The sequence below is a fragment of the Ruegeria sp. H7 genome, assembly GCF_056532945.1.
The window spans coordinates 22592-38921 of sequence record NZ_JBQFNZ010000007.1 but is presented as its reverse complement, the minus strand read 5'-3'; the positions used below and the strand labels follow the sequence as shown (position 1 = coordinate 38921).

Here is a 16330-nt window from a genome sequence, read left to right as displayed (position 1 = left end):
CTACAAGCGCAATTCGGCGACGAAATCGTAGGCATCGCCGCGATAGATGGAGCGGGTGAGTTCCGCGACCCGCCCACTGTCAAGGAATGAGGTGCGTTCGATCCTCAGTCCGGCATCCCCTTCGGCAACATCCAGCAACTCGGCCTCGCGCGCTTCCAGATTGATGGCCGAGATTTTCTGCACCGCGCGCGTCGGGCGGTTGCCGGACTTGGCGAGCAGATCATACAGGGACGTGGACACCTCGGTCGGATTGGGCAGCAAATCCAGCGGCAGCGCTGCGCGTTCCAGCGCCAGCGGGCGTCCATCCGCCTCGCGCAGGCGATAGATGCGCGAGACCTGATCGCCTGCTGCAAGGTCCAGCACCGACACTTCCTCAGGTGTGGCCATGAATACCCCGCGTTCCAGCCAGCGAGAGGTCGTCTCCATCCCCCGCCGGGTCATGTCTTCGGTGAATGAAGTCAGTTGCTTGAGCGACTGTTCCATCCGGGTCACCGGTTCGCGAATGAAGGACCCAGAGCCCTGCCGCTGTTCGATCAGCCCTTCGCGCACAAGTTCCTGAATGGCTTTGCGGACGGTGACGCGGGACAGGTCGGTAATCTCGGCCAGTTCGCGTTCGGGCGGCAGGGACGAGTTCGGTGGTAGGATTCCCGAGGCGATGCCCTCTTCCAGACGCCGCCTGAGCTGCACATAGCGTGGCCCGCCGGTTTCGCCGAGCCAGGTTTTCGACCGCAGGAATTCGATGGCGCTCATGCGATGACCTCCTCAGCGAAATCACGGGCCAATGACAGAGCACCGTCCAGAGGCGACTTGAGCGGTTGGGTCACGCAGTCCTGCATCACGGCCGGTAAATAGGCGCGGAATTCCGGGCCGATCCCGCCGGTCAGGCAGACGGGAAGTCCGGGTGCCCAGCCAATCTGTTTCAGGCTGCGTTCAATCTCATCCGCGCCGGCCTTCATGGTGGATTGGGCTAAATGATCGCCTTCTGCCGCGAGTTCGGTGACGGTTTTCGCCAATTCGCCAAACTCATGTGGGCGGGCGGTTGCGGCGAAGCGAACAAGCCCAGCTGGGGATTGGAATTGGGTCAGAAAACGTTGGGCCATGGGGGCGTCGGGAATGCGACCATCCACGCTTTCCAACGTCAGGCGCAGGGCGTTTCGGCCGATCCATTGTGCCGAGGCTTCATCCCCAAGAACAGGGCCCCAACCGCCTGCGAATTTCGCGGTTGCACCAAACTGTGCGGCATAAAACGACCCCGTCCCGCAATGGGCCAGAACGCCGTCTTGCCGTCCCAATGCGCCGCGCAAAGCGGCGCGCCGGTCGTCTTCGATGCGCAGGTATGACAAGGGCAGGGCCTGTCGCAACCGATCCGCGATGGCTGGCCCGGTCACGCCTGCCAGCCCGACAAAGGCCGGTGTGTTGTGGATCACGTCTTGGGGCAGGCCGGATTTGGCTGCCAGCAAGTCCAGACCTTGCACAATCGAAAGGACGGTGCCGTCAAAATCGCTGGATACATTGGCCGAACCAGTCTCGACCGAGGTCACGGTTTGCCCCTGCGCCAGCGCGATCCGGCACCGGGTGCCTCCGCCATCGATGGCGAGAATTGGGGTTTGAGATTCGGCAGCCATAGGAGACTCCATTAAGATACCTGTGCGGGTAAGTAAATACCTTTTAAATACCAAAATCGCGAAAATCGCCTGTATTTTACCGCCAAACAGGTCTCAAAAAGATTCTTGTGGACAAAAGGTATTATAAAGGTATTGTTTCCGGAGTTGGAGGGGGGAATCAGGTGCATTCCACACAGACAGAAGCGTTGCACGGATTGGCAAAGGGGCTGGATGCACGCCCGTTGGCCGATGTTGCGGCTGTGCTGGCGGATGCGCAGATCGAGGCCGCGACGGCGGCCCGGGCTGCTGTTCCCGAAATTGCTGCCGCAGCCGCGCAGATGGCGGAAACCATTCGCGGCGGAGGCGTTCTGCACTATGCGGCGGCCGGATCGTCCGGGTTGATGGCGGCTGCGGATGCGCAGGAGCTGGGCGGAACCTTCTCGATCCCGCCTGCGCAGTTGCAGATCCATTTCGCGGGCGGTTTGCCAACGGGCGTCGAAATGCCGGGCGCAACCGAGGACGATACCGCCGGGCTGGACCGTGACCTTGAGACCCTGACGGCGCGTGACCTGCTGATCGGCGTCTCGGCCAGCGGCACGACGCCCTTTACCGTCGAAGCTGCCCGGATCGCCCGGTCCCGTGGGGCCGCCGTTGTGGGGATCGCCAATAATGCGGGCTCTGCCTTGCTGGAGCTCGCGGATCACGCGATTTGCCTGAGCACGCCGCCCGAAGTGTTGTCCGGCTCGACCCGAATGGGCGCGGGGACGGCACAGAAAATTGCGCTGAACATGCTGTCGACGCTGATGGCGATGGAATTGGGTCATGTTCATGACGGGATGATGGTCAACCTGCGGGCGGATAACGCAAAACTGCGGGCGCGCGCGGCGTCGATGGTGGCGCGGATCGCGGGCGTTGATGTTGCTGCGGCATCCGCCGCGCTGGATCAGATCGGGGGGCAGGTCAAGCCCGCTGTTCTGGTGGCAAACGGGGTTGCCCCCGATGCGGCCCATGCGCTGCTTCATGAAACCGAAGGAAACCTGCGGGCCGCGCTGTCGCGGCTTGAATGACAATAACCTGGGAGGACTATGATGAAACGCAATTCACTAACGCTGGCGCTGGCCACCACTGCCCTTGTGGCAACGGGGGCCTATGCCGAGGACGTCACGCTGACCATTGAAAGCTGGCGCAACGATGACCTGACACTGTGGCAGGACAAGATCATCCCGGCCTTTGAGGCCAAGCATCCCGGTATCAAGGTCCAGTTCACGCCCTCCGCACCTGCCGAGTACAACGCGGTTTTGAACTCGAAGCTTGACGCGGGGTCTGCGGGTGATCTGATCACGTGCCGTCCCTTCGATGCCTCTTTGGCGCTGTATGAGTCGGGGCACCTGACTGACCTGTCCGATCTGGATGCGATGGGGAACTTCTCGGACGTGGCGAAATCGGCATGGCAGACGGATGACGGATCGGCCAGCTTCTGCGTTCCGATGGCGTCGGTGATCCATGGGTTTATCTACAACAAGGATGCCTTCGCCGAACTGGGTCTTGAGGCACCGACCACCGAAGATGAGTTCTTTGCGGTGCTCGATGCGTTCAAGGAAGACGGCAATTACATCCCGATGGCCATGGGCACGAATGACCAGTGGGAAGCGGCCACTATGGGTTATAACAATATCGGCCCGAACTATTGGAAGGGCGAAGAAGGCCGTCTGGCCCTGATCGCGGGCGAGCAGAAGCTGACTGACGCCCAATGGACTGCGCCTTACGCGACACTGGCGCGCTGGGCGGACTATCTGGGCGACGGGTATGAGGCGCAGACCTATCCCGACAGCCAGAACATCTTTACCCTTGGGCGTGCGGCGATCTATCCTGCCGGTTCGTGGGAGATTTCGGGCTTCAACGCGCAGGCCGATTTCGAGATGGGCGCGTTCAAGCCGCCGGTCCAGAATGCGGGCGACACCTGCTATATCTCGGACCACACCGATATCGGCATCGGCATGAACGCGGCCAGCGAAAATTCCGAGGCCGCGCGCACCTTCCTGGCCTGGGTTGCCAGCCCGGAATTTGCCGAGATTTTCGGAAATGCCCTGCCGGGTTTCTTCCCGCTGTCCTCGACCCCGGTCGAGTTGGAAGACCCGCTTGCAAAGGAAATCGTCGGGTGGCGTGGCGAGTGTGAAAGCACGATCCGTTCGACCTATCAGATCCTGTCGCGCGGTACGCCGAACCTTGAGAATGAAACCTGGGGTGCCTCGGTTGCCGCCATCAAGGGCAGTGCCTCACCGGACGAGCTGGGCCAGCAGCTTCAGGATGGTCTGGCCAGCTGGTACGCCCCGCATCAGTAAGCCCACCGCTGTTGCACACATCCCGGGCGCATCTGTCGCCCGGGTCCTTCTACCCCCGGAGATCGAACCATGAACCCCGGCCGCATTCGCTGGCATATCGTCGTATTCCTTGCGCCAGCCGTGATCGTCTACACCGCCGTGATGATCTTTCCCCTGTTCAACACCCTGCGTCTGGCGCTGTATTCGCGCATCGATCAGGAGAGGGTGTTTGTCGGGCTCGACAATTTCAGAACGCTGTTTTTCGATCCCATCTGGGCCGAGCAATTCTGGAACGCGCTGGGCAACAATTTCTGGTTCTTTCTCATCCACATGCTGGTACAGAACCCGATCGGCATCGCGTTGGCTGCGCTGCTCAGCCATCCGCGCCTGCGCTTTGCTGCGCTTTATCGGTCGGCCATCTTCATCCCAACGATCCTGTCTTTTGTGATCGTCGGGTTCGCCTGGAAGCTGATCCTGTCACCCATCTGGGGCATCGCGCCATCAATGCTGGATGCGGTCGGGCTGAAATTTCTGTTCGCGCCGTGGCTGGGCAAAGAGGAATACGCCCTGACGACGCTGGCGCTGATCTCGGTCTGGCAGTTTGTCGGTATTCCAATGATGCTGATCTATGCCGCGCTGCTGACCATACCCGAAGAGATTCTTGAGGCCGGAGAGATTGACGGCATCACCGGAATGTCTGCGTTCTGGAAAATCAAGCTGCCGCTGATCCTGCCCTCGATCGGGATTATCTCGATCCTGACTTTCGTGGGGAACTTCAACGCGTTTGACCTGATCTATGCCGCGCAGGGCGCGCTGGCCGGGCCTGACTTTTCAACCGATATTCTGGGCACCTTCATGTACCGCACCTTCTTCGGTTTCCAGTTGCAACTGGGCGACCCGCATATGGGATCGGCCATCGCCGGGGCCATGTTCGCGATCATTCTGGTGGGCGTCTGTATCTATCTGTTTGGTATCCAGACCCGGATGCGGAGGTATCAGCTATGAGCAAAGCGCGTACGAATCCATTGAACGCATTCGGTATGCACGGGGCGTTGATCCTGTACACGCTGATCGCGCTGTTCCCCGTCTTTGTCATCCTGATCAACAGTTTCAAAACCCGCAAAGCGATCTTTCGTCAGCCGCTGGCCTTGCCCGATGCCGACAGTTTCTCGCTGATTGGCTACCAGACAGTGATGAAACAGGGGGATTTTTTCCTCTACTTCCAGAATTCGATGATCGTGACGGTCGCGTCGCTGTTCCTCATCCTGCTGTTCGGCGCGATGGCGGCCTACGCGCTGAGTGAATACCGTTTCAAAGGCAACCTGCTGATGGGCCTGTATCTGGCGCTGGGCATCATGATCCCGATCCGCATCGGCACCGTTGCGATCCTTGAGATGATGGTGGCCACCGGTCTGGTCAATACGCTATGGGCGCTGATCCTGGTCTACACGGCGCAGGGGTTGCCGTTGGCGGTGTTTATCCTCAGTGAGTTCATGCGGCAGGTTTCAGACGATCTGAAAAACGCGGGCCGGGTCGATGGGCTGTCGGAATACGCGATCTTCTTCCGGCTGGTCCTGCCACTGGTGCGCCCGGCCATGGCGACGGTTGCGGTGTTCAACATGATCCCGATCTGGAACGACCTCTGGTTCCCGCTGATCCTTGCCCCGGCTGAGGAAACCAAAACGCTGACGCTGGGCTCTCAGGTCTTCATTGGCCAGTTCGTGACCGACTGGAACGCAGTCTTGTCGGCCCTGTCGATGGCGATCCTGCCGGTGTTGATCCTGTACGTAATCTTCTCGCGGCAATTGATCCGCGGTCTGACTTCGGGGGCTGTCAAATGATCCGTGTTCTTGTTGCCGGTCTTGGGAATATGGGCCTGAGCCACGCGCTGGCCCATCACCACCACCCGAAGGCCGAGATTGTTGGCCTGGTGAACCGCAGCGGAGAGGTCTCGCATCCCGATCTGGCCGGGTATCCCGCGTTTGACGATTTCGAGGCGGCGCTGGCGGACACCACTCCGGACCTTGCCGTTATCGCAACCTATACCGACACCCACGTGGACTATGCCTGCAAGGCGATGGAGGCAGGGGCGCATGTGTTTGTCGAAAAGCCTCTGGCCATGACCGTGGCCGATGCCAAACGGGTTGTCGAAACCGCGCAGCGCACCCGGCGCAAACTGGTCGTCGGGTACATCCTGCGTCATCACCCGTCGTGGATTCGGTTGATCGAAGAGGCGCGGGGGCTGGGTGGGCCATATGTCTTCCGCCTGAACCTGAACCAGCAATCCTCGGGCGCGGAGTGGGAGACGCATAAGGCGCTGATGCAGACCACCAGCCCGATTGTGGATTGCGGCGTGCATTACGTCGACGTCATGTGCCAGATCACCGATGCCGATCCTGTCCGCGTGCATGGCATGGGCCTGCGCCTGACCGACGAGATACCGGAAGAGATGTACAATTACGGCCAGTTTCAGGTCGTCTTCGCGGATGGCTCGGTCGGGTGGTACGAGGCTGGCTGGGGTCCGATGATGTCCGAGACAGCGTTTTTCGTAAAAGACATCGTCTCGCCCAACGGATCGGTCTCGATCACGGACGGCAACAAAGGCGCGTCTGCAGATATCGACGGTCACACCAAGGTTGGCAGCATTCTTGTGCACAGACCGGATGGTGACACCACCGTCGAGATGCCGGATGAGCCGGGCCATCAAGAGCTCTGCGATGCCGAGCAGGCCTACATGTTGCGCGCCATCACGGACGACATCGACCTGACCCGCCACATGAACGACGCCGTGCAATCGCTGGCCATATGCCTGGCCGCGGATGAAAGCATTCGCACCGGCCACCCTGTATCTCTGAAGGAGGACGCCACATGACCGCGCTGACCCTGAAAGATGTGAACAAGTCCTTTGATGAGGTTCACGTTCTGAAAGACATCAATCTTGACGTCGAAGAGGGCGAGTTCGTCGTTTTCGTCGGCCCCTCGGGTTGCGGCAAATCCACCCTGCTGCGTGTGATCGCGGGGCTTGAGGATGCAACCTCGGGCGAGGTGCGGATCGGCGATGAGCTGGTCAATCTGACCCCACCGTCCAAACGCGGGATCGCAATGGTGTTCCAAAGCTATGCGCTCTATCCGCATCTGAACGTGCGCGGGAACATGACGCTGGCGCTGAAGCAGGAAGGCCAGTCCAAGGCGGTGATCGAAGAGCGTATCGCCAAGGCCAGCCAGATGCTGGATCTGGGTCCCTATCTGAACCGCTACCCATCCGAGTTGTCCGGTGGACAGCGTCAGCGCGTGGCTATTGGCCGGGCCATTGTGCGCGAGCCCAAGCTGTTCCTGTTTGACGAGCCTTTGTCCAATCTTGATGCGGCGCTGCGCATGAATACGCGGTTGGAGATTGCAAACTTGCATCGTCAGCTTGGCGGATCGATGATTTACGTCACCCATGACCAGACCGAGGCGATGACCCTGGCCGACAAGATCGTTGTCCTGCGCGACGGGCGCGTCGAACAGATAGGCTCGCCGATGGAGCTGTATAACAACCCGGCCAACCAGTTCGTTGCCGGGTTCCTGGGCTCACCTTCCATGAACTTCTTCCCCGCCGGGCTGATGCAGGAAGGGGATGACAGGACCATGGGTGTGCGCCCCGAGGATCTGGTGCTGGACGACAACGGCGCGCTTCAGGCACGGGTCAGCCATGTCGAGCATCTGGGCGGTGACACCAACGTCATTGCCAAGGTTCAGGACCACCAGATCACCGCCCGCCTCTTCGGGCAGCATCGGGTCGAAGAAGGGCAGGACATCCGCCTCGCCTTCGATCCGCAGAGCGTTTACATGTTCGACCAAAGCGGCGCGCGGTTGTCCTGAGCTTTGATCAGGTCTTGCGCCCTTGCCAGCCCAGCAGGCTGAAACAGGCGAACAGCACAGCCGCCACGCAGACGATTGAGGGGCCGGCTGGCGTGTCGAACACATAAGCCGCCCTCAGGCCGACGATCGATGAGGTCGTCCCGATAAGGGCGGCAATCACGGCCATGGACTCGGGCGATCGCGCCAGACTGCGCGCGGCGGCAGCGGGGATGATCAGCATGGCGGCGATCAGCAACACGCCGACCACCTTGATCGCAACCGCGACTGTTACCGCCAGCGACAGGGTCAGGATCAACTGCTCGCGTTTGGGGTTGTAGCCGCTGGCATAGGCCAGTTCTTCGTTCAGCGTCGCGGTCAGCAGGTGGGACCAACGCCAAGAAATCAGGGCCACCACCAAAGCGGCTCCACCCCAGATGACGGCCAGATCGCTTTTGGAAACGGCCAGAATATCGCCAAACAGATAGGCCATCAGGTCGATCCGCACCCCGGACAGGAACGATACGGCGACAAGGCCGAAAGCCAGTGCGGAATGGGCCAAAACACCCAGCAGAGTGTCCATGGCATAGCCTTTGCCGGACAGCAGCGTGACTGCCAGCGCCATCACCAAAGCAACGGCCAAAGCCCCGGTGAACACAGACATCTGGAAGGTCAACGACAAGGCCACACCCAGAATTGCGGCATGGGCGGTTGCATCGCCGAAATAGGCCATTCTGCGCCAAACGACGAAACAGCCCAGCGGGGCGGCGGCAAAGGCCACACCAACGCCAGCAAGCGTTGCGCGGGTCATGAAATCATCAAGCATTATTCTGCAGCTTCCTGAGAGTTCGGGCCATGATCATGTTCGTGATCATGATCATGGTCATGACGATACAGCGCCAACGCGCCCCCCGTGCCTGTCCCAAACAACGCCCGGTATTCAGGGGCCGAGGCGACCACGGCGGGCGAGCCTTCGCAGCAGACATGACCGTTCAGACAGATCACGCGGTCCGACGCGCTCATGACCACATGCAGTTCATGGCTGATCATCAGGATGGCGCATCCGGTTTCCCGGCGCACGTCTTCGATCTGGCGGTAAAAGGCGGCAGAGCCGGGTTGGTCCAGCCCTTGAGTGGCTTCATCCAGCAGCAGAACTTCGGGTCGGTTGATCAGCGCACGCGCCAGCATGACCCGCTGAAACTGACCGCCAGATAGCTGCGACATCTGCCGTTTCAGCAGGTCCGAGACACCGGCGGTTTTCAAGGCCGCCGCGCAATCCTGTTTTGAAACCCGATCCGTCAGGCGCATGAACCGCTCGACCGAGATCGGCAGCGTCGGATCGATATGCAGCTTCTGCGGCACATACCCGATCCGCAGCCCTTTTTTGAGCGTGATATGCCCCGCAGCGGGTTGGGTCGCGCCGATGATGGCGCGCAGCAGGCTGGTTTTGCCCGACCCGTTCGGACCCACGATGGTCACGATCTCGCCCGGCTCGACGGCCATGTTTACGTGGCGCAATACGGTGTTTGCGCCGTAGCGGACGCTGAGATCCTTTACAGAAACCAAAGTCATGATCAGGCTTTCTCGGTGCAGTCGGGGCAGATGCCTTCGGCTTCGACGACGGTGCGTTCGATCTCGAACCCGACGGCGCGCGCGGCAGCACCAAGCGCGCCTTTGGCGGGGGCAGAATACGCCTCGGCCACGGCATCGCATTTGCGGCAGATCATGAAGGCCGGGGAATGTGAAGCCCCGGGATGCGCGCAGGCGACAAAGGCATTCAGTCGCTCGATCTTATGGGCAAACCCATGCTCGACCAGAAAGTCCAGCGCGCGATAGGCCACCGGCGGTTGCGACCCGAAGCCTTCTTCGCGCAAACGGTCGAGAATCGCATAGGCCCCAAGCGCCCGATGCTCTTGCAGCAACATTTCCAGAACCTTCTGCCGCACAGGTGTCAGGCGCAGCCCTTCTGCCTGACAATGCGCCTGGGCATTGGCCAAACCGGTTGCAACGCACGAGGCGTGGTCGTGCTTGTTGAACCCAAGCAGAGTGGCTTCTTCGGCCGTGGCGGGCGGTGTCTCACTTGTCATGTTATTATATATCATGTATTTCGCTGGTAACGTTATAAAATCACATAGGGTTCCCGATGTCCAGAAAGCTCCTTCCCGTTTCGATCACAGCCGCGTTGATGGGGGGCACGGCGATTGCCGATGTGCCGAATGTGGCAGTTGATATTGCGCCGGTGCATTCGCTTGTGGCGCGGGTCATGCAAGGCGTTGGCGAGCCGGACTTGATTATCCCGGCCGGGGCCTCGCCGCACGAATACAACCTGCGCCCATCCGAAGCTGAGGCGCTGCAAGAAGCGGATCTGGTGTTCTGGCTGGGTGAGGATCTGACGCCCTGGATGGAAAGCGCGGTGGAAACACTGGCCGAAGGTGCAACTGTTACGGCGTTGCTTGAGGCCGATGGCACCGTTCTGCTGGATTTCCGTGAAAGCGCGCTGTTTGAGGCGCATGATCACGGGGACCATGATGATCATGATGATCATGACCACGAAGACCACGCGGATGACGATCATGACGACCATGATCACGACGATCATGAAGATCACGCCAAAGACGAAGACCATGACCATGATCACGAAGATCATGCGGACTCGGATGGTCACGACGACCACGATCACGACGACCACGATGATCATGCCGACGCCAAGGATCATGATGACCATGACCATGAAGACCACGCGGGACATGATGACCATGACGATCACGACGGCCATCACCATGGCGCGCATGACCCGCACGCCTGGCTGTCGCCCGAAAACGCCGGAACTTGGTTGAACGTGATCGCGGCCCAACTGTCGGCGGCAGACCCTGACAATGCCGGTGCCTATTTCGCCAATGCGGCCGCCGGCCGGGAAGAGCTTGAGGCGCTTTCGGCCGAAGTTGCACAGATGTTGGACCCCGTTCGCGGTGGCAGTTTCATCGTCTTCCACGATGCCTATCAGTACTTTGAGGACGCGTTTGATTTGCCCGCCTCGGGTGCGATCTCGATTGGCGACGCAGCCGATCCCAGCCCCGCGCGGATTACCGAGATTCAAGGCCGGATCACGGAAGAGGGGATCGATTGCGTTCTGGCCGAGCCGCAGTTCAACCCGGGGATCATTGAAACCGTTCTGGGCGGCACCGACGCAAATACCGGCGTCATCGACCCGCTGGGCTCGGACCTTGAACCCGGCGCGGACCTGTACCCTCAGGTCATCCGGAACATGGCAAAGACCCTGGCCGAGTGCCTTTAATTCCTGATCATTCCGGACAATGCCGAGAGAGTTGTCCGGGATATCCAAAGTTGGGGGTGACGCGGGTTAATTGTTCCATTTCGTCAAAAGTGGCGTTGCCCCCAACAACCGGCTGAGGCCGGCTGATAACCCCGGCAAATCCTGCATTCCTACCACGTGAAGTTGTGCCCTTGATTGGCGCGACAGCGCGGCTGATAAGATTTTCTGTTGCCGAAACCGGTTTCGGAAACAAAAAATGAAGACATGGGAGCGAATCTTACAAATCGGCAATACGAAGCGGCGGGTGAAAATCCGCAATCTTCGCGCCGTGTAAAGATCGATGAACTTGCGGCCCGTCTGGGCTTGTCCAAAAGCACGGTTTCGCGGGCTTTGAACGGTTATCCGGACATTTCCGAAACCACCCGAAAGCGGGTCGAAACCATGGCGCGCAAGCTTGGGTATCGTCCGCTCAGCCACGCGCAGGCCATTCGGACCGGGCGTGTTCGGGCGCTGGCCATGGTGCTCAACACAGATGAGCCGGACGGTCACAACCCGTTCCTGCAAGAGTTTCTGGCAGGCGCATGTGAGGCGGCCAGCGGTTTCGGCTGGACCATGACGATCTCAACGGCGCATTCGGAGCAGGACACGCTCAAGGTGCTTGGCCGTCTGGTCGAGGAACACAAGGCAGACGGCTTTATCCTGCCGCGTACCGCCGTCAACGACGCGCGGGTTCGGTTCCTGCGTAATCTGGGCGTGCCGCATATCCTTTATGGGCGCACCGGCTATGGCGGGGCCAAAGTGCCGGATGATATTTCGTGGTTCGATATTTCGGGCGAATCCGCGATGCTCAAGTCGGTTCTGCGGCTGGCAAGCCATGGGCATACGCGCATCGGCTATGTCGGCAGCGATCCCAAGTTCAACTACAGCCATCTGCGCCGGGACGGGTATATCGAAGGGCTGCGCATCGCCGACCTGCCATTCGACCCCGATCTGATCCGTGAAGGCGCGCGGACACGCGAAGAGGGCGCAATCGAAGCGCGTGCCCTAATGGCGCTGGACCGTCCGCCAACTGCCATCATCTTTGCCACCGATCTTGCGGCGTTGGGCTTCTATCCCGTTGCCGCCGACCTTGGCTTGCAGATTGGCCGGGATGTTTCGGTGACCGGATATGACGGCGTTCCGGAGTGCCAATACGCCAACCCGGCCCTGACAACCTTCAGCGTCGATTCTCGCGCTGCGGGTGAGCGTCTGGCCACCCTGCTTATCCGTCAGATAAGGGGCGAAGCACCGGGCACACTGCGCGAGCTGGGTGAGGCGATGCTGATCGAACGGGCCTCGGACGGTCCGCCGCTGCTTGGCTCGGACGCGCTGGCAACGAAAATCAAAGAGACGACAGAAAGCAAATTGGGAGGAAACCAATCATGAAACTCACGCCGAAAGCAGCCAAGCTGATGTTAGGCTCGTCCCTGGCATTGGCGCTGACCGCGCTGTCCGTGCAGGCGGATACGATCCGCTTCTGGACCACCGAAGAACAGCCCGAGCGTCTGGCCAAGCAGCAAGAGATGGCCGATCAGTTCAAGGCCGAAACGGGTACGACGGTCGAGGTCATTCCGATCACCGAAAGCGATCTGGGCACGCGCGCAACAGCCGCGTTCGCCGCTGGGGATCTGCCCGATGTGGTCTATCACCCGCTGCAATACGCGCTGCCCTGGGCCGAGGCCGGAATTCTGGACACCGAAGCCGCAACCGAAGTGATCGAAGAGCTGGGGGCAGATACGTTCGCTCCTGGCGCGTTGGGAATGGCGGCGTTTAACGATGAAACCGCATCTGTTCCGGTGGATGGATGGACCCAGATGGTGGTCTATCGCAAGGACCTGTTCGAAGGGGCCGGTTTGGATGCACCGGACAGTTTTGCGGGCATTCAGGCCGCGCTGGAGGCTTTGCATAACCCGCCCGAGATGTATGGCTTTGTCTCGGCCACCAAGGTTGACGAGAACTTCATGAGCCAGGTGCTGGAGCATGTCTTCCTGGCCAACGGCGTCTCGCCAGTTGGTCCTGACGGGTTCCAGCCGCTGGATGAGGCCAAGACCACCGAGGTTCTGGATTTCTACAAAGCGATCTCGCAAGCGTCTCCTCCGGGTGAGCTGTATTGGAAGCAGTCGCGCGAGCTGTATTTTGACGGCAAGGCCGCGATGATCATCTGGTCGCCCTTCATTCTGGACGAACTGGCCGGCCTGCGTGACAGCGCCCCGCCGACCATCAACGACGATCCGACCTCGCGCGATCTGGCCAGCAAGACCGGCATCGTGACCAAACTGTCCGGCCCGTCGAACCCTGACGGTGCGGCTTGGGGTGATGTGCGGTACTTCGGCATCACCAACGACGCGGATACCGACGCGGCGATGGAGTTCGTGAAATTCGCGATGGACGAAGGCTATACCCAAACGCTTGCCATCGCGCCCGAGGGCAAATTCCCGGTCCGTCGCGGCAACGCCGACAACCCGACCGCGTTTTCCGAGGCCTGGGCAGACCTGCCCGTGGGTGTCGACCGCAAAGCGCCGCTGGGTGAGCTGTACGAACAGGCCATGATCGACGAGATCGTCGGCGGTCTGGACGTGGCACAGCGTTGGGGCGTGGCCGAAGGCCAACTGGCGCTGGCCTCGAAAATGGTCAACAGCCAAGCGATTAACCGCGTTGTCCGTCAATATATCGACGGCGAAATTGACGCCGCAGCTGCTGTTGCAGCCATGAACGAAGAACTCGCCAAGGTCGAGTAACGCCACCTTCCAATGGCACTGCAGCGGCGTTCGCGCCGCTGCCCCCATCCCTTCGAGGTATCCCAAATGTCTTCGGCCACCCCACCGACCGGAACCGGGGCGTTAGCCAAACGCGAGGCGCGTCTGGCCTGGACGCTGCTGGCTCCGACCGTGATCAGTGTATCGCTTGTGGTGATCCTGCCTTTGCTGGCGATCATCTGGATCAGCTTCAAGCCTTTCACACTGTCCGACCTGCGCCCACCCGCGCCTGTTGTCCGCGAAAGCCTGCGCGGATCGGGCGACGATCTGCAAATCGAATACCGCCTGCGCAATTCCAGCCAAGAGATCGCCATCGACGGCGTGACCCTCAGCGATGTGTTGCCGGATGGCGTTGCACCAATTGGCGAGGTCGCAGCGCCCTGTGCCCTGAACGGGCAAGAGTTGTTCTGCGATTTCGGAACGCTGGAAGGCGGTCAGCGCGAGCGCATCCGCATCCCTGTCTCCGTCGATGGCGACCCGGACGTGTTCGAGGATCTGGTCGAAGGATCCGAACCGGCCACCACCGGCAGCGGGCCGAGCGTTCTGACGAATTTCGAATTCAGCCTTGAAAACTTCGCCCGCGTATTTGATGGGTCTGAATTCTGGGGCGTGCTTTGGGTCACCCTGTTCTACACCGTCTTTGGCACCATCGGCGCATTGGTCATGGGCCTGTTCGCGGCGCTGCTGCTGAACAAGAGCTTTCGGGGGCAGGGCTTTATCCGCGGCCTATACCTGTTCCCCTATGTGGCGCCTGTCATTGCCGTGGCCTTTACTTGGGTGACGCTGTTCGATCCCTTCTCGGGCTCGGCCAATGCGCTGCTGGTGCAGATGGGCCTGACCAGTGATCCGATCAACTTCTTCGGCGAACGCCCTCTGGCCCTGATCATGGTCACGGTGTTTGAGATATGGCGCTATTTCCCGTTGTCTTTCCTGTTCATCCTCGCGCGGATGCAATCCATCGACTCCAGCATGTATGAAGCGGCGGATATGGATGGCGCTTCGCCCTTCCAGAAGTTCTGGCTGCTGAGCATACCGCAACTGCTGGGCATCCTGTCGGTCCTGTTCCTGCTGCGCTTCATCTGGACGTTCAACAAGTTCGACGACATCTTCCTGCTGACCGGCGGCAATGCGGGCACCCGCACGCTGACCGTGAATGTTTACGAGCAGGCCTTTGCGGTCTCGAATATCGGGGCGGGCGCGGCGGTGGCCGTGGTGATCCTGATGTGCCTGATCGCGTTCAGCTTTGTTTTCTTCAAATTCATCAGCCGTGAGGAGGGTTTGTGATGCGCAACGGCTTTGTCACCGGCCCCGTACTGGGCGCGCTTTGGTTGGTGGTGATTGCCACCACCATCGCGGTCACCATGTCCTTCGCAACAGGGGCGGCCTTCCGCCCACAGGTTCTGCTGAGCCTGATCTGGGGCGCGGTCGCGGGTCTGGCCTATGTCCGGTTCCCGGAACGCCATGCCCCGGCACGTCTGGGCGTGTCGGCCCTGTTGGGCCTGTCCTGCCTGACCGGCTTTGGCCCGGTTCTGATCGGATCGGACACCACCCTGCAAGCCACGCTGATCACCGTGATTTCGCTTGCGGTGGTGATGCACCTGTCGATGGCGGAAATCCTGAAAGAGCTGCCGTTCGGCGAACTCACCCGCCATGAATTCGAGGACGCGGTGATCCGGTTCTGCACCGGCTTTGGCTACATCTTTTTCACCGCCATTGTCATCATCCCATTCTACGTCATGGTGATGACCAGCCTGAAATCACAGCAGGCATTGCTGCAAAACCCGCTGGATTTCTCGGTTGATCTGTCACAGGGCTGGGCGCTGTTGCGCAGCTATACCGAGCTGTTCCGGGACTTCAACTTCGGCACCTATCTGTGGACCTCGTTCTACGTTTCGGTCCTGACGGTGTTCATCACGCTGGCCTTCAGTGTTCCGGGGGCTTACGCGGTGGCGCGGTTCCGGTTCAAAGGGCAAAAGGCGTTCTCACGCTCGATCCTGCTGATCTATATGGTGCCGATGATCGTTCTGGCGTTGCCGATCTACATCGCGTTCTCGCTGACCGGCCTGCGCAACTCGATCCTTGGCATCGTGATGATCTACCCGGTCACGACGATCCCGGTCGCGCTGTATATGCTGCAAGGCTACTTCCGAGGTCTTCCGACTGAGGTGGAAGAGGCCGGTCTGATGGATGGCCTGTCGCGTCTGGCCGTGATCTGGAAGATTACCTTGCCGCTGAGCCTGCCTGCGCTGGCATCTGTGTCGCTTTACGTCTTCATGATCGCCTGGAATGAATTCCTGCTGGCCTTCATGCTGCTGGACGATCCGTCGAAATTCACCCTGACCCGAGGGGTGACGATGCTGAACTCTTCCGAAATCCCCCGACAGCACCTGATGGCCGGTGCGGTGATTGCCACAGTCCCGATCATGGCGCTGTTCCTGGGGCTTGAACGTTTCATGACCAAGGGCCTGACTGCGGGGTCTGTCAAAGGATGACCGA

General features: G+C 60.3%; 16 protein-coding genes. 11 read left to right on the top strand and 5 right to left on the bottom strand.

What is annotated here, in order from left to right; all coding sequences use genetic code 11:
* Both ACR0AC_RS15125 and ACR0AC_RS15120 read right to left on the bottom strand, forming a co-directional pair.
* Complete coding sequence (locus ACR0AC_RS15125; protein WP_480874504.1) at positions 1-750, bottom strand: GntR family transcriptional regulator; 750 nt, start codon at positions 748-750, stop codon at positions 1-3.
* On the bottom strand, positions 747-1625 hold the full coding sequence (locus ACR0AC_RS15120; RefSeq protein WP_480874501.1) for a glucosamine kinase nucleotide-binding domain-containing protein: 879 nt from the start codon (positions 1623-1625) through the stop codon (positions 747-749). The genes ACR0AC_RS15125 and ACR0AC_RS15120 overlap by 4 nt, the downstream gene beginning before the upstream one ends.
* 161 nt (positions 1626-1786) lie before the next feature.
* On the opposite strand from ACR0AC_RS15120, the gene ACR0AC_RS15115 reads away from it, so the two are divergent.
* From ACR0AC_RS15115 to ACR0AC_RS15090, 6 genes are all read left to right on the top strand, one after another.
* Entirely contained in the window at positions 1787-2671 is an 885-nt protein-coding gene (locus tag ACR0AC_RS15115) for an N-acetylmuramic acid 6-phosphate etherase (RefSeq protein ID WP_480874499.1), read from the top strand.
* 21 nt (positions 2672-2692) lie between these two features.
* On the top strand, positions 2693-3946 hold the full coding sequence (locus tag ACR0AC_RS15110; protein ID WP_480874496.1) for an ABC transporter substrate-binding protein: 1254 nt from the start codon (positions 2693-2695) through the stop codon (positions 3944-3946).
* A 69-nt stretch (positions 3947-4015) separates the two neighbouring features.
* Entirely contained in the window at positions 4016-4930 is a 915-nt protein-coding gene (locus tag ACR0AC_RS15105) for a carbohydrate ABC transporter permease (protein WP_170455486.1), read from the top strand.
* Positions 4927-5766 (top strand): carbohydrate ABC transporter permease, encoded by an 840-nt coding sequence (locus ACR0AC_RS15100; RefSeq protein ID WP_480874493.1) that lies wholly within the window; start codon positions 4927-4929, stop codon positions 5764-5766. The genes ACR0AC_RS15105 and ACR0AC_RS15100 overlap by 4 nt, the downstream gene beginning before the upstream one ends.
* Positions 5763-6797: a Gfo/Idh/MocA family protein gene (locus tag ACR0AC_RS15095; protein ID WP_480874491.1), complete on the top strand. Its 1035-nt coding sequence runs from the start codon at positions 5763-5765 to the stop codon at positions 6795-6797. The genes ACR0AC_RS15100 and ACR0AC_RS15095 overlap by 4 nt, the downstream gene beginning before the upstream one ends.
* Positions 6794-7789 carry an ABC transporter ATP-binding protein gene (locus tag ACR0AC_RS15090; protein WP_480874488.1) on the top strand — a complete coding sequence of 332 codons (996 nt, stop codon included), beginning with the start codon at positions 6794-6796 and terminating at the stop codon, positions 7787-7789. Before ACR0AC_RS15095 ends, ACR0AC_RS15090 begins: the two co-directional genes overlap by 4 nt.
* 7 nt (positions 7790-7796) lie before the next feature.
* On the opposite strand, the gene ACR0AC_RS15085 is transcribed toward ACR0AC_RS15090, so the two are convergent.
* From ACR0AC_RS15085 to ACR0AC_RS15075, 3 genes are read right to left on the bottom strand one after another with little or no spacing between them, the layout of a single operon-like run.
* A complete protein-coding gene (locus ACR0AC_RS15085) occupies positions 7797-8591 on the bottom strand; it encodes an iron chelate uptake ABC transporter family permease subunit (RefSeq protein WP_170455477.1) in 795 nt (264 codons plus the stop codon).
* A complete protein-coding gene (locus ACR0AC_RS15080) occupies positions 8591-9337 on the bottom strand; it encodes a metal ABC transporter ATP-binding protein (RefSeq protein WP_480874485.1) in 747 nt (248 codons plus the stop codon). Before ACR0AC_RS15080 ends, ACR0AC_RS15085 begins: the two co-directional genes overlap by 1 nt.
* A 2-nt stretch (positions 9338-9339) precedes the next feature.
* Positions 9340-9852, bottom strand: a complete 513-nt coding sequence (locus ACR0AC_RS15075; protein WP_170455473.1) for a transcriptional repressor — start codon at positions 9850-9852, stop codon at positions 9340-9342.
* Positions 9853-9908: 56 nt separating this feature from the next.
* On the opposite strand from ACR0AC_RS15075, the gene ACR0AC_RS15070 reads away from it, so the two are divergent.
* From ACR0AC_RS15070 to ACR0AC_RS15050, 5 genes are all read left to right on the top strand, one after another.
* A complete protein-coding gene (locus ACR0AC_RS15070; RefSeq protein WP_480874482.1) occupies positions 9909-11060 on the top strand; it encodes a zinc ABC transporter substrate-binding protein in 1152 nt (383 codons plus the stop codon).
* Between the two features lie 243 nt (positions 11061-11303).
* Positions 11304-12464, top strand: a complete 1161-nt coding sequence (locus ACR0AC_RS15065; protein ID WP_480874480.1) for a LacI family DNA-binding transcriptional regulator — start codon at positions 11304-11306, stop codon at positions 12462-12464.
* Positions 12461-13816, top strand: coding sequence for an extracellular solute-binding protein (locus ACR0AC_RS15060; protein ID WP_170455467.1), 1356 nt, complete (start codon positions 12461-12463; stop codon positions 13814-13816). The genes ACR0AC_RS15065 and ACR0AC_RS15060 overlap by 4 nt, the downstream gene beginning before the upstream one ends.
* Before the next feature lie 66 nt (positions 13817-13882).
* On the top strand, positions 13883-15118 hold the full coding sequence (locus ACR0AC_RS15055; RefSeq protein ID WP_170522410.1) for a carbohydrate ABC transporter permease: 1236 nt from the start codon (positions 13883-13885) through the stop codon (positions 15116-15118).
* Positions 15118-16326: a carbohydrate ABC transporter permease gene (locus ACR0AC_RS15050; protein ID WP_170455463.1), complete on the top strand. Its 1209-nt coding sequence runs from the start codon at positions 15118-15120 to the stop codon at positions 16324-16326. Before ACR0AC_RS15055 ends, ACR0AC_RS15050 begins: the two co-directional genes overlap by 1 nt.
* The last annotated feature ends 4 nt before the right edge of the window (positions 16327-16330 follow it).

Bases quoted from the DNA above. Each gene is read 5' to 3' on its own strand.
- ACR0AC_RS15125 (WP_480874504.1), bottom strand. From the start codon at position 750: ATGAGCGCCATCGAATTCCTGCGGTCGAAAACCTGGCTCGGCGAAACC.
- ACR0AC_RS15120 (WP_480874501.1), bottom strand. From the start codon at position 1,625: ATGGCTGCCGAATCTCAAACCCCAATTCTCGCCATCGATGGCGGAGGC.
- ACR0AC_RS15110 (WP_480874496.1), top strand. From the start codon at position 2,693: ATGAAACGCAATTCACTAACGCTGGCGCTGGCCACCACTGCCCTTGTG.
- ACR0AC_RS15105 (WP_170455486.1), top strand. From the start codon at position 4,016: ATGAACCCCGGCCGCATTCGCTGGCATATCGTCGTATTCCTTGCGCCA.
- ACR0AC_RS15100 (WP_480874493.1), top strand. From the start codon at position 4,927: ATGAGCAAAGCGCGTACGAATCCATTGAACGCATTCGGTATGCACGGG.
- ACR0AC_RS15095 (WP_480874491.1), top strand. From the start codon at position 5,763: ATGATCCGTGTTCTTGTTGCCGGTCTTGGGAATATGGGCCTGAGCCAC.
- ACR0AC_RS15090 (WP_480874488.1), top strand. From the start codon at position 6,794: ATGACCGCGCTGACCCTGAAAGATGTGAACAAGTCCTTTGATGAGGTT.
- ACR0AC_RS15085 (WP_170455477.1), bottom strand. From the start codon at position 8,591: ATGCTTGATGATTTCATGACCCGCGCAACGCTTGCTGGCGTTGGTGTG.
- ACR0AC_RS15080 (WP_480874485.1), bottom strand. From the start codon at position 9,337: ATGACTTTGGTTTCTGTAAAGGATCTCAGCGTCCGCTACGGCGCAAAC.
- ACR0AC_RS15075 (WP_170455473.1), bottom strand. From the start codon at position 9,852: ATGACAAGTGAGACACCGCCCGCCACGGCCGAAGAAGCCACTCTGCTT.
- ACR0AC_RS15070 (WP_480874482.1), top strand. From the start codon at position 9,909: ATGTCCAGAAAGCTCCTTCCCGTTTCGATCACAGCCGCGTTGATGGGG.
- ACR0AC_RS15065 (WP_480874480.1), top strand. From the start codon at position 11,304: ATGGGAGCGAATCTTACAAATCGGCAATACGAAGCGGCGGGTGAAAAT.
- ACR0AC_RS15060 (WP_170455467.1), top strand. From the start codon at position 12,461: ATGAAACTCACGCCGAAAGCAGCCAAGCTGATGTTAGGCTCGTCCCTG.
- ACR0AC_RS15055 (WP_170522410.1), top strand. From the start codon at position 13,883: ATGTCTTCGGCCACCCCACCGACCGGAACCGGGGCGTTAGCCAAACGC.
- ACR0AC_RS15050 (WP_170455463.1), top strand. From the start codon at position 15,118: ATGCGCAACGGCTTTGTCACCGGCCCCGTACTGGGCGCGCTTTGGTTG.